Origin of the sequence: Pedobacter planticolens (assembly GCF_014172375.1) — a bacterium.
GTDB lineage: Bacteria > Bacteroidota > Bacteroidia > Sphingobacteriales > Sphingobacteriaceae > Pedobacter > Pedobacter planticolens.
On sequence record NZ_WNXD01000001.1, the window covers coordinates 391,815 to 405,319 of the forward strand.

At 33.1% G+C, this 13,505-nt stretch carries 11 protein-coding genes; 7 read left to right on the forward strand and 4 right to left on the reverse strand.

Going from position 1 to position 13,505, the window contains the following annotated elements:
* Positions 1–9: 9 nt before the first annotated feature.
* Both GM921_RS01650 and GM921_RS01655 read right to left on the reverse strand, forming a co-directional pair.
* Complete coding sequence (locus tag GM921_RS01650) at positions 10–3,078, reverse strand: SusC/RagA family TonB-linked outer membrane protein (RefSeq protein ID WP_182920873.1); 3,069 nt, start codon at positions 3,076–3,078, stop codon at positions 10–12.
* A gap of 445 nt (positions 3,079–3,523) precedes the next feature.
* Positions 3,524–4,537, reverse strand: a complete 1,014-nt coding sequence (locus GM921_RS01655; protein WP_182920874.1) for a LacI family DNA-binding transcriptional regulator — start codon at positions 4,535–4,537, stop codon at positions 3,524–3,526.
* A gap of 152 nt (positions 4,538–4,689) precedes the next feature.
* Between GM921_RS01655 and GM921_RS01660 the strand changes: the two genes are divergently transcribed.
* The 6 genes from GM921_RS01660 to GM921_RS01685 all read left to right on the forward strand — a co-directional run bounded on the left by GM921_RS01660 (position 4,690) and on the right by GM921_RS01685 (position 10,103).
* Positions 4,690–5,826, forward strand: a complete 1,137-nt coding sequence (locus GM921_RS01660) for an alpha/beta hydrolase-fold protein (protein WP_182920875.1) — start codon at positions 4,690–4,692, stop codon at positions 5,824–5,826.
* A 70-nt stretch (positions 5,827–5,896) separates the two neighbouring features.
* A complete protein-coding gene (locus GM921_RS01665; RefSeq protein ID WP_182920876.1) occupies positions 5,897–6,301 on the forward strand; it encodes a GxxExxY protein in 405 nt (134 codons plus the stop codon).
* 46 nt (positions 6,302–6,347) lie between these two features.
* Entirely contained in the window at positions 6,348–7,373 is a 1,026-nt protein-coding gene (locus GM921_RS01670; protein WP_182920877.1) for a threonine aldolase family protein, read from the forward strand.
* A gap of 5 nt (positions 7,374–7,378) precedes the next feature.
* A complete protein-coding gene (accC, locus tag GM921_RS01675) occupies positions 7,379–8,872 on the forward strand; it encodes an acetyl-CoA carboxylase biotin carboxylase subunit (protein WP_182920878.1) in 1,494 nt (497 codons plus the stop codon).
* On the forward strand, positions 8,873–9,460 hold the full coding sequence (locus tag GM921_RS01680) for a riboflavin synthase (protein WP_182920879.1): 588 nt from the start codon (positions 8,873–8,875) through the stop codon (positions 9,458–9,460).
* Between the two features lie 181 nt (positions 9,461–9,641).
* The gene (locus GM921_RS01685; RefSeq protein WP_182920880.1) at positions 9,642–10,103 is read left to right on the forward strand and encodes a DUF4268 domain-containing protein; all 462 of its coding nucleotides are present in this window, start codon (positions 9,642–9,644) and stop codon (positions 10,101–10,103) included.
* Here GM921_RS01685 and GM921_RS01690 read toward each other — a convergent pair.
* Positions 10,093–11,241 (reverse strand): tetratricopeptide repeat protein, encoded by a 1,149-nt coding sequence (locus GM921_RS01690; protein WP_182920881.1) that lies wholly within the window; start codon positions 11,239–11,241, stop codon positions 10,093–10,095. The two genes, GM921_RS01685 and GM921_RS01690, sit on opposite strands and share 11 nt — an antisense overlap.
* A gap of 134 nt (positions 11,242–11,375) precedes the next feature.
* Here GM921_RS01690 and GM921_RS01695 point away from each other — a divergent pair, with 134 nt between their 5' ends.
* Positions 11,376–11,675, forward strand: coding sequence for a hypothetical protein (locus GM921_RS01695; RefSeq protein ID WP_182920882.1), 300 nt, complete (start codon positions 11,376–11,378; stop codon positions 11,673–11,675).
* Positions 11,676–11,714: 39 nt separating this feature from the next.
* Here GM921_RS01695 and GM921_RS01700 read toward each other — a convergent pair whose 3' ends face one another.
* Positions 11,715–13,475 (reverse strand): sensor histidine kinase, encoded by a 1,761-nt coding sequence (locus GM921_RS01700; protein WP_182920883.1) that lies wholly within the window; start codon positions 13,473–13,475, stop codon positions 11,715–11,717.
* Between the last annotated feature and the right edge of the window lie 30 nt (positions 13,476–13,505).

Sequence of the window (13,505 nt, forward strand, 5' to 3'; positions counted from 1 at the left end):
AATATCTATCTAAAATGAAGTTGATAATCCAAAAGTCAACGATTTTTGTTGAGGCGTAGTTAAATAAGTTACGTTAGGACTCATGTTCCTATCTTGTGGATTTTCGAAATCTCTAGCAATTTCTGGATCGCCACCTGGGTATTTACTAAAAGTTAATAAATTCATACCTGTTGCAAATAATTTTAGACTTTGTAATCTTAATCTTTTTGTGAAACTAGCAGGTACAGTATAAGATAGCGTTACTTCTCTTAAACGTACAAATGTTGCATCATACAAAAACATAGTTGAATTGTATTGCCACTCGCTTGATAAACCTGCGTAAGTACTAGGATTTAATGTTAAACGTGGAAATTCTGCATCGTCGCCAGGTTTTCTCCAACGATTAGCAATATCAGTTCTTATATTCCAATCAGTAACCACACCTAACTGACGTTTTGCAGAAGCATCATAAAGGTTTCCGCCAATGGCGAAAGTGAATAAAGTATTTAATTCAAAACCTTTATAAGAGAAGGTATTGGTTAAACCACCAACGTAATCAGGTAGAATTTTTCCTACTGGAACACGATTGTCTAATGAGAATGTTTTAGTCTCGTAGCCAGCTTTATCTAGCCAAATTGGTAAGCCATCAGCTGGATCTACACCTTTATATCTTACTAAATAGTTAGTCCCGATAGGATAACCAACAGCAATACGTGTATCATTTGTACCACCACCAACGGCATCAGGAGTTAAACTACCCAAGCTTAATACTTCATTATGATTTTGAGATACATTTAAACGTGTAACCCATTTAAAATTATCAGATTGAATGTTAATTGTATTCAAACTTAACTCAACACCTTCATTTAAAATTTCGCCCACATTTAAATAACCTGTAGCAAAACCCGTAGAAGGAGAAATACCACCATTAATTAAAGCACCTTTTGTGTTTTTCTTATAGTAAGAAAACTCACCAGTAATACGGCCTTTAAATAAACCAAAGTCTAATCCTAAATCAAGATTTCTTCCCTCTTCCCATTTTAAGGATGGATTAGCAACATTTGTTGGGAATAATACGGGTTGTCCATTATAACTTCCAGAAAACTGGAAATTTTGATAATACTGAGCAGAAGGGAAACTAGAACTACCCACTAAACCATAACTAGCTCTTAACTTTAAATTGCTAATTACTTTGTTGTCCTTTAAGAAATCTTCTTGACTAATATACCATGAAGCAGATGCAGCAGGGAAATAACCATATTTATTTTCAGGACCGAATTTAGATGAACCATCTCTACGAGCTAATACCTCTAAATAATATTTGCTATCATACGAGTAATTGATACGAGCAAATAAAGAAGCAAAGGTGTCTCTTTGGAAACCACTATAATAAAGCAGGCTATTACTAGTCGCCAAGTTCTGCATTGCTAAATATAAATTGGTTTTGTTTTCAGAAAATGGTTCAGTAATATTTGCCCCAGTAGCTGAAATACCATTTGGATAAGTGTTTTTATAAGATACTTGAGATTCTGTACCTACTAAAAACTTTAATTTATTCTTGCTATCTAATTGCCAATCGTATGTTGCAGTACCAGAAAAATTGCGATTAAATATTTTTGTAGGATATAATGTTGCACTACCATCTGTTGTACCTGATAAAGCTGCAGGTGTGTAGATGTTGTCTTGTACATCTAAGTTATCCATGTTAAAACTTCCTTTAATACTTAAGTTTTTAACAGGAATTAATTCCATAGTTACACCAGCTAATAAACGCTCGTTTCTAGTTTTCCAATCTAATAGACCTAAATTTCTAGCTGGGTTTGCACCACCACTAAAGAAAGTTCCATCTGCATTTTTAACAGGATAAATTGGTAAAGCTGTAGACATTGCATCTCCAAGACCACCGCCCCAAGCTGCGTTAACGCGTTGGTTAATACCTTTATCGTAACCTACATTAATACTTGTTGAGAAATATGAAGTAGGTTTGATGTCGAAATTTGTTCTAAAACCGTAACGTTCGTAAGAGTTACCTACTAAGAAACTTTCATTATTGCTATAATTAGCAGAAATGTAACTTTTAATTTTTTCAGTACCTTGACTAAAAGAAATAGCCTGATCATTTGATTTACCTGTTTGGGTTAAAATACCCCACCAATCGGTATTGTTTTGTTGAGCTTGAGCCCAAGTTAATCCTCCAGGTAAAGAAGCTAAACCAGTATTGCCATCATTTGTCCAAGCCTCTTGACGTAATTGTAGCCATTCTGCACCTGTTACAAATTCTGGTCGGTTGGCATAAGTGCTTAAACCATATTTAGAAGAGAAAGAGATTCTAGGTTTTCCAGTTTTACCTCTTTTGGTAGTAATTAAAATTACACCATTTGCACCACGGGAACCATAAATACCTGCTGCACCAGCATCTTTTAAAATCTCTACTGATTCGATATCATTAGGATTAATAGTAGCTAATGGATTTTGGTTCATTGCACCACGATTACCAGTAATAAATGGATCGGATGTTACTGGAATACCATCTACTACATATAATGGATCACCGCCAGCACTAATTGAACCAATACCTCTAATTCTAATTACAGAGCCGCTACCAGCTAAACCGCTACCTTGTGTAACTTGTACACCTGGTGCTTGACCTTGCAAACTTGCTTCAAAACTTGGTGTTGGTAGTGAAGTAAGTTTGTCTCCACTCACTTTAGAAATCGCACCCGTTACTTCGCGTTTAGTCTGCGTACCATAACCTACAACAATTACTTCGTTTAAGTTTTGAGATTCTGATTTAAGGCTAAAATTTAAAACAACATTTCCACCACCAACTGTGGTTGTTAATTTTAAAGGAGTAAAACCAATATACTTCGCTGTTAAAGTATAAGTTCCACTTGTTAAACCTGTAATTCTGAAATTTCCATCATTATCAGTAACAGCTAATTTTTGAGTGCCATCAACTTGAACTGATGCTCCAGGAATAGGGAGTTTAGTATCGTCGATAATTTTGCCAGAAATGCTTCCGGTTTGAGCGTAAGTTGTTAATGTGCAGAGTGCAAAAAGCATCAACAAACAAAGCTTAATTGGGTAAAGTTTTTTCATAGAAAAAGCCCGTTTTAATGGTTAAATATTTGGTTATAAAATGTGTTGTAACACATTAATGTAAATTTAACGTTGGATATGAAAAATCAAAATTTTATATCATATTTTTTTTAAACACCATATTTTAAGGATGTAAAAAGACTAAAAAAGCGAATATTTAGTTGATTTTATTTTTTTAAATATTTAACTTATATTTTTTAAATAACTGATATTCAGATATTTTTAATATTATTTTTGAAAATAAGGTGTAATTTATACACTATGCTGTTTTTTTTGTGTTTTTCGGGAACGTTTTCGGGAACGTTCCCGAAAAAATCAACATAAAATGAAAAGTTGCTAAGAGTGTAAGGGCAAAATTCTGCGTGTTTTGGTGAAAACCAGATTTTTTTTGATAAAAAGTGACTTGTTTTTTAGGTTAAAAAACGGTGCAAAATAGCAACGGTTTTTAGTCGTTCGAGGTGGACTTTCTTTGTATCAATTTCGACTTTAGAATCACCTCACTATCAATGTTTATATCGCCAGGACTTTCGAGCATTTTAAAGAGTAATTCGGCAGCTGTTTTACCTAAATCTGAGGCTGGTTGAGTTACTGTACTTAAAGCAGGATTTAGTAATGGTGCAATTTCTAAACTAGAGAAACCAATTACCTTTAAATCTTTTGGTATAGAAAGATTGATGTCATAACAAGCATAGTAAGTGGCAAAGGCTAAACGCTCAACCGAAGTGAAAACGCCATCAGGTTTTAATTCAGTAAATACTTGCTTTAAATGATCTATATTTTCTTTGTAATTGTTCGTGCAATCAATAATTAACTCATCCTTAAACGGGATTTTAAATTTCTTTAAGGCATCTATATAACCCTGCATACGCGTTTTACCAATAGATAAAGTTTTATTTACCGCTAAATAGGCAATGCGTTTACAGCCTTGTTGGATTAAATGTTTGGTGGCAGAAAAACTACTTTCATAATCGTTTGTAATTACACGCGGCGTGATGATATCTTCGTAAACACGATCGAAAAATACTAATGGAAGTCGTTTTTTAGAAAGTTCATTTAAATAGTTATGGTCATTAGCTTCACCAGAAACAGACATAATTATTCCATCGGCCCTGCCATTATGTAAATGTTTTATGAATGAAACTTCTTTCTCGAACTGATCGTTGGTTGCATAAACTAAAATATGGTAGCCTTTTGCACTTGCCACTCTTTCGATACCCTGAATGGCTAATGAGAAATAATTGTTGGCTAATTCGGGAACAATAACTGCGATGGTTTTACTTTTTTGCTCTCTTAAATTACTAGCATAATGGTTTGGCTGATAATTTAATTCCTTAGCCATTGCCAAAATACGTTCTTTTGTAGCAGCATTAATATCGCTATTATCTCTAAATGCTCTAGAAACGGTAGATGTAGAAAGATGAAGGGCTTTAGCTAATTTTTTGATATTGACATTATCCATTCTACTGATAGCAGTTATTTTATTGTTAATCTATTTGGCTGTAAATATAAATGATAAAAAAAGTAATTAATTCTATTTATTTGTTAAATGATTTGAAAATTAGCTTAGTTTTTGAAAATAGGGCTATAAATACATCAATTAAATAAAGAATAATGAAACGGATTTATTTTTTTCTCCTTTTAATATATAGCTCTCTTGGAGCTAATGCACAAGTTAAGGTTAAGTTCGAATTGCAAAATATCCCACAAAATAAAGATTCTATACCTGAATATTTTGTAGCTGGTAATTTTAATAATTGGAAACCAAATGATCCTGCATATCGATTTTTAAAAGTAAATGATGCAGATTATGTACTTGAAAAACAATTGCCCGCTAACTTATATGAATACAAAATCACTCGTGGTAGTTGGGCAAAAGTAGAATCTGAGAGTAAAGGGAATACTATCGGAAATCGCAGTTTGAATTTGAAAAATGATACAACAGTCAAAATTACTATTGCAAATTGGGCTGATCAATTTAAAAAAGAACCACCTAAACATACGACATCAGCTAATGTTCATATCATTGATAGTGCTTTTTTAATTCCTCAGTTAAATGCAAAAAGACGAGTTTGGATTTATTTGCCACCATCTTATGCTTCGTCGACTAAAAAATATCCAGTATTATATATGCATGATGGACAAAATCTTTTTGATCAGTTGACGAGCGGCTACGGAGAATGGGGTGTGGATGAATTATTGGATAGTTTAATCGCTAAAGGGCAAAAGGAATATATAGTTATTGGTATAGATCATGGTGGGAGCGAAAGGTTAAAGGAATATAATCCTTACAATAGTGAATATGGTATTGGAAAGGGCAAAGCTTATGTCGATTTTTTAGTGAACACCTTAAAACCGTATGTAGATGAGCATTATAGAACAGAAAAAGATATTAAAAACACAGCAATCGCAGGAAGTTCTATGGGTGGTTTAATTTCTATGTATGCAATTGCAACTTATCCAAAGGTTTTTGGCAAAGCCGGAGTTTTTTCTCCAGCATTTTGGTTGGGTAAAACGATAGAAACTGATGTTAAAAATGCCATGAGAAATTTAAATGGAAGCAAAGTTTATTTGGTAGCTGGAGATTTAGAAAGCAAAACCATGGTTAGCGATATGAAAAATATGTATCAGATTTTAAATCCTACTGGAAAAAATAAAAATATAGTAATGGTCGAAAAAGTTGATGGTAAACATAGCGAATGGTTTTGGCATAGAGAATTTGTAGATTTTTATAAATTCATTAGTAATTGATTAAAATTTAACCATTAAGGAATTAAGAATATTTAGGACCGATTTTAGTATTAATTACTAAAAATCGAATATGACAAAAACACAAATCACTCAATTATCTTATGAAATTACTGGATGCGCTATTAAAGTGCATAAGTCTTTGGACCCAGGACTATTAGAATGTGTTTATGAACAATGTTTGAAATATGAATTACAAAAAAATGGATTTGATGTAAAACAACAATTGATTATTCCTGTAATTTATGATAATTTGCAAATCGATACGGATTTACGGTTAGATTTATTAGTAAATGACTTGATTGTAGTGGAATTAAAGACGGTTGAGAATATTCTTCCAGTTCATGAAGCGCAGATTTTAACATATATGAAGTTATTAAAGGTTCCTCAAGGATTACTTATCAATTTTTTTACAGATAATATTTCGAAATCGATGAAGCCATTTGTGAATGAATATTTCAGATTTTTAAGAGATTAAAAATGGCAACCCACTTATTTATCTTAATGCCTTAATGTTAAATTAAATGGATAAAATAGATTTTAGAAGCGATACGGTAACCAAACCAACAGCTGGAATGCTTGATGCAATGATGAGCGCAAAAGTTGGCGACGATGTTTTTGGAGAAGATGAAACCGTAAATGCTTTAGAAGAAAAATTGGCAGCCTTATTTAATATGGAAGCTGCATTATTCTGCCCATCTGGTACAATGAGCAATCAAATTGCTATAAAATGCTTTACCCAACCAATGGATGAAGTAATTTGTGATCAAACTGCGCATGTGTACCGTTATGAAGGAGGTGGAATAGCTTATAATTCCATGGCATCAGTTCGATTATTAAACGGCGAAAGAGGAATTTTAACGCCAGAAATGATTGAGCCAGAAATTAATGCCGAAAATATCCATTATCCAAATTCAAGCTTAGTTGTTTTAGAAAATACAGTAAATAAAGGTGGTGGCAAATGTTATACGCTTTCTCAAATTGAACCTATCCATAATTTGTGTGCTATAAAAGGAATTAAACTCCACCTTGATGGTGCAAGAATATTTAATGCATTAGTAGCCACAGGCGATAAAGCAAAAGATTACGGCAAATATTTCGACGGAATTTCAGTTTGTCTTTCTAAAGGATTAGGCGCACCAGTTGGTTCTGTTTTGTTATCATCAAAAGCTACTATTAAAAAAGCCACAAGAATTAGAAAAGTTTTAGGCGGCGGCATGCGACAAGCGGGTTTTTTAGCAGCTGCAGGAATTTACGCATTGGATAATAATGTAAATCGCTTGGCAGAAGACTATAAACATGCAAAAGCTTTGGGAGATGCATTGAGCAAAACAAATTACGTAAACTCAGTAATGCCTGTTGAAACAAATATTGTTCTTTTCGATGTTTCGCCAGGTTTAAAAGCCGATAACGTAGTGAAAGCATTGGAAGCGAAAGGCATTTTGTGTAATAGTACGTCTAATCAAACCATCCGATTGGTTACGCACTTAGATATTTCCTCAACAATGGTCGATAAAGCCATAGACATCCTAACACATCTACATCTATAATAAGTATGGCTAACATTTCGAAAATTCTTATTGCCAATCGTGGTGAAATTGCTTTGCGTATTATGCGTTCTGCAAAAGAAATGAACATTAAAACGGTAGCTGTTTTTTCAGAAGCTGATAGAGGTGCTTTGCATGTGCGTTATGCGGATGAAGCAATTTGTATTGGGCCAGCGCCATCAAATCAGTCCTATTTAAAAAGTGATAAAATTATTGAGGCTTGTAAGTTAACAGGTGCACAAGCAATCCACCCCGGTTACGGTTTTTTATCAGAAAATGCCAATTTTGCTAAAGAAGTTGCAGCAGCAGGGCTGATTTTAATTGGTCCAACGCCAGAAGCGATGGAAATTATGGGGAATAAATTATCTGCTAAAGCTGCGGCTTTAAAATATAATATTCCTATGGTTCCAGGTACAGAAGAAGCCATTACCGATATAAATGAAGCAAAAGAAAGAGCGGTTGAAGTTGGCTTCCCGATTTTAATTAAAGCTGCGGCAGGTGGAGGTGGAAAGGGAATGCGCATTGTAGAAAAAGCAACCGATTTTGAAGAACAGATGCATTTAGCTGTGAGTGAAGCAACATCAGCTTTTGGAGATGGTTCTGTATTTATAGAGCGTTATGTGACTTCGCCAAGACACATTGAAATTCAGGTTTTAGGCGATACGCATGGAAATATTGTCCATTTATTTGAACGTGAATGTTCAGTACAACGTCGCCATCAAAAAGTAATTGAAGAAGCCCCTTCCTCTGTTTTAACTGAAGAAATTAGACAAGCAATGGGTAAATGCGCCGTTGACGTAGCTCGTTCGGTTAATTATGTTGGTGCGGGTACGGTAGAGTTTATTTTAGATGAAAATCTAGATTTTTTCTTCTTAGAGATGAATACACGTTTGCAAGTAGAACATCCTGTTACAGAAATGATTACGGGCTTAGATTTAGTTAAAGAACAGATAAAAATAGCCAGGGGCGAAGTGTTGAGTTTTAAACAAGAAGAGTTGAAAATCAGTGGTCACGCTATGGAATTAAGGGTTTATGCAGAAGATCCTTTAAATAATTTCTTGCCTGATATTGGTACTTTACAAACGTATCGCACTCCAAAAGGAAACGGAGTTAGGGTTGATGATGGTTTTGAAGAAGGAATGGAAATTCCAATTTATTACGATCCCATGATTGCAAAACTCATCACCTATGGTGCAACTCGAGAAGAGGTAATTGAGCGAATGATAAGAGCGATCGATGAATATGACATTACAGGCATACAAACCACCTTAAGCTTTGGTAAATTTGTAATGCAACATGATGCGTTTACATCAGGCAAGTTTGATACACATTTTGTAAGTAAGTATTTTAACGCCGATAGTTTAAAAAACGATAGCGAAGAAGAAGCATTATTAGCAGCCCTTACTGCAGTTTTATTGCTTAAAAAGGAAGATAAGATCAGTCTAGCGCAAAACAATGTGATTGCAAATAATTGGCGAAAAAATAGAAAGAAATACAGTTAAATGTTTACAGGAATTATAGAAACGCTAGGCGAAGTTGAAAATATTGTAAAAGAAGGAACTAATGTCCATTTTACAGTAAATTCTTCTATTTGCGCCGAGTTAAAAATAGATCAAAGCGTGGCACATAATGGGGTTTGCTTAACCGTTGTGGCACTAAATGAGAATTCACACACCGTTACTGCAATTGAAGAAACCTTAAATAAAACGAGTTTAGGTAACTTAAAAATTGGTAGTAAAGTTAATTTAGAGCGTTGCATGCAAATGAATGCTCGTTTAGATGGTCATATTGTGCAAGGCCACGTAGACCAAACGGCTATTTGTATTTTGGTAAATGAACTAAATGGTAGTTGGGAATTTCGCTTTAAATACAATGCCAATTTAGGCAACGTTACAGTAGAAAAAGGTTCAATTTGTGTAAACGGGATTAGTTTAACGGTCGTAAATTCTCAAGCTGATGAATTTTCAGTATTTATTATTCCTTACACTTTTGAACACACCAATTTGCATGAAGTAAAAGTAGGAGATACGGTTAATTTAGAATTCGATATTATTGGCAAATACGTTGCTAGGTTAATGGGAAATAAGTAATTTTTCCGAAAAGCAAAAACAGTGTTTCAAATAAAAATCAGCCCTGCTAACCGCTTTACTCGCTGCGCATCGTGTTCGCTTTTATCAGGTTTAATTTACGCGGGTTAGAGCAATAAATAAAGCTTTGACAAAATTCTTTCAAACTGCTTATAATTTTGTCAAAGCTCAACCAACGAAATAAATGTACAGTAAAGAAGAAGCATCAAAAATCCGCCAACAATTTTGGATAACTTTTGGTAAGTACATGAAACCCATTTCATCAGCCGAAGGCTTGTCGATAAATTGGATTAACTACAAAACTGGTGTAAAACATATCTATTTCAGAATGAATGCTGAGCAACATAAAGCAATCATTTCTATCGAAATCACTCATCCAAATCAAGAGATTAGAAATCTGTATTTTGAACAATTTAAAGCTTTCAAATTATTATTCGCTAATGCAGTAAATGAAGAATGGGATTGGGAAGAAAATGCTGTAAATAACTTTGGTATTCCTTTAAGTCAAATTACTAAAACCATAAATAACGTTAGCGTTTTTAATCAACAAAATTGGCCAGAATTAATCTCATTCTTAAAACCTAGGATTATTGCCTTAGACCAATTCTGGACAGATGTAAAACCTGTTTTCGAAGCTATTTCGTAGTTACCTTTAAGTCTGATACTCTGGTTTTAACGTACTCAATTTGCTCCTTTTCGCTATTCACATCAGGTTTGCTTTTCAGATATAAGTTGTAATAGGTTAAAGCGCTTTTTTGTTGTTTTAACTTTAAATCATACAATAAACCTAGTCTGTAATAAATATTGCTGTTCTCACTAAAAGTTAAGCCTCTTTTATACGAAGAAACAGATGTAGTTAAATTCCCATTGCTTTCTTGTAATCCTGCAAGTAACCCATAATAAGTTGCAGTATTTGCCGAAACTCCTTCTTCAATTGTTTTTTTGGCATAAACCATTGCCATATCTAAATTTTTCAATTCGCGATAACTTAAGGTCATCAGATATAAAGTCATTTCGTTCTGCATTGCCATTTTTTCTAGCATCTCATACAAATTAATACATTTCTGATAGTTTTTTAAAAAGTAATAGGCCTTACCAACATTCTTTACCACATTTGCATCGGTTCCATCTTTAAGCAGTTTTTCGCCAACGTAAATTACTTCTTTGTATTTTTTTAATTCGTTAGCAAAAGGTAATTGTGCTTGTAGTAAAAATAAATTGCTCGTATCTGCTGCAATTGCAACTTTTAAAACTTGGTAGCCCAATGCCCATTGCTGTAAATCTCTGTAACCTTGCGCTAGGTCAGTTGCTACATCAGCATCTGCTGAATTTAAAGAATTAGCCTTTTTTAAATAAGCAATTTTCAATTGCAAACTATCTTTTATTAAACCAGCCAACTGTTTAAATGCATTAAAATTTATGGTATCTATTTTTACAATGCTTTCTAAATAGGCTTTTGCTTTGGTATCATTTCCTCTTCGTGTATTGATATTTGCCAAATTAAACAAGACAGGAAGTGTATTTGGCTGAATTTCATTAATCGACAGATAGCTTTTTTCCGCCTCGGGTAATTTGCCAGCCATCATATTACAATACGCCATTTGACTTAGTGCTTTCACATCTTTTGTATCCGTAGGATAGATACTTTTCAAATATTGAGCAGCATCTGCATAACGTTGGGTTTGATAATATTCTAGTAATTTCTCTTTATCTAAAACTATAGATTGAGCAAATGTAACCAAGTGAAGCAATGCCAAAAAGAATACAAAAAATAGCTTTTTCATAACGATTTAATTTTAAACTAATTTATTAGTTATTTATTAGAAATCCAAAACCTATTTATATAATCCAAACATTTTTACTACTAATGCGTTTTATAAGGGATAATAGTTAAATTTTAACATTAATAAATTACCATATGGATACGCTAAAAAAGTTTGAATTAATGGAAAAGATTGTAAGAGAATTAGAAGACTTACAACACTCGCAACAGGCAATTATTCAGAAAATTGGAAAAATTGAAGTAGATAATATAGAACTAAGTGATAAAAAATTGGACAAAGATTTACCCGATATGCACCAACGTGTGGCAGATAATCTCGATTCTATTGTTGATATATTAGCTTATTTTGCAGATAAAACCCAAAACTTCGGAAATAAAAACAATGTAGATGCTTTAAAAGAACAGCAAGCCATTAATGACGCTACTGGTCAATAAGTAAATTAAAAAGGGTTCGGAAATTTCTGAACCCTTTTATTATGAAGTAGGTATGGTAACACAGAACTTGGCGCCTTTTCCTTCTTCCGTTTCCACAGTAATATTACCACTGTTTCGGTTCATGAAATCTTTACACACCATCAAACCTAATCCAGTTCCTTTTTCGTTAGAAGTGCCTCGAGTGGTTACGTTTTCATCTTTAAATAGTTTGTCAAGAATATTTTTCGATATACCAATGCCGTTATCTTTAATGCAAACTAACATCATTCCGCTCGTTTGGTAGGCAGCAGTAATGTGTATTTCGCAATCTTCGTAACAAAATTTAATGGCATTATTAATAATATTTCGCATTACAATTTGCACCATTAAAACATCAGCATAAACCATTTCTCCTGGAAAAACATCATGAATAATCTTTATTTTTTTTAAGGTAGCGCCAGGTAAATGGTAATTAATTTCATTAATAATTAGGTTGCGAAGGTTAAAGAATTCTTTTTTAATTCCGAATCCTTTTAGTTGACTTCTAGACCAATGCAGGATGTTTTCTAAAAGATCTGTCGTATAAATAATATCATTGCTAAGTGTGGGAGAGATGCTTTTAAACTCTTCAATGGTAATCTGGTTATTAGCAATCATTTTTAATACTTCCGAAAGATTAACTAATGGGCCTCTTAAATCATGTGCAATAATGGAAAATATCCTATCCTTTAATTGATTTAATTTTTCAAGTTCTTGAGCTTGCTCTTTGGTACGAATAGTTTCATTTCTAATACTTGTTAAATCTTGTAATTTGATAATTGTGAAATCATTATTGAGTTTATTGTCGTTTAAAAAGAGTATTTCGGCTTCCAAATACAATTTCTCATCATTAATATTGATGTTTAGCTCTACTTTACCCTGTTCATGATCTTTAATTCGTTTAAAAAATTCTGGCTGATTTTGGAATATTTCCTCTCCAGGAAGGCCGATTAATTTCTTTTCATTGGTAGCATTAATATATCTCTTTACCGATTCATTATAATCAATAACTCTGTTTTGTTGATCTAATAATAAAAAACCATCTCGCATTAATTCCAATACTTTTTCTCGGGCAATAGGAATAATATCAAAAAGTTTAAAGCGATAAATACCTATTAAAATTAAAAATGATGTAAGGATAAATGCAAACGGAGTAATATCTAAATGTCCAAGAGGTTTTACGCCTAATACATGGGCAATATTTGCTAGCCAAGGTAAAAGTGCAGCTATAATAATACTGTAGTTTTGTTTTTTATAAATAGAATCTGATATTCTGAACTTTATGAAAATCAAGTAACAACCGCAGGCCAATAACAAATAGAAATAGATGGTAAAAATTCTATAAAACAATCCAAAGTCGATATTTGCCATTGGAAATGGGCCATCTGTTGCTAATGCAATATTCTCATAATATAAATGATGATAATCATTAGTCCATACCAATAAAATAGCAAGGATAGGCATGATAAGGAGGAGAATTAAATTTAATGGTTTTTTATACCAACATTCCTTACCACAAAAATGAAGGCAAAATATAAACCAGTTTAGGGGTAAACTGGCAATGCCGATATATTCTACATTAATAAAAAACTTAATTTGCCAAAGAGAACTACTTGCCAATTCTAAACCATAAGCAATAGACCATATGGCATTAGAAATCATCATGTAACTAAACCACTTTACCGCATTTCCACCCCTTCTAAAAATATAATTGGCCAGTATAATAAGTACAGCGCCGCATATTAATAAAAAAATGGCATAACCATTGTAGGTAAAGTTCATTGAAAGCGATCAAAAAATATCCAATAAAGA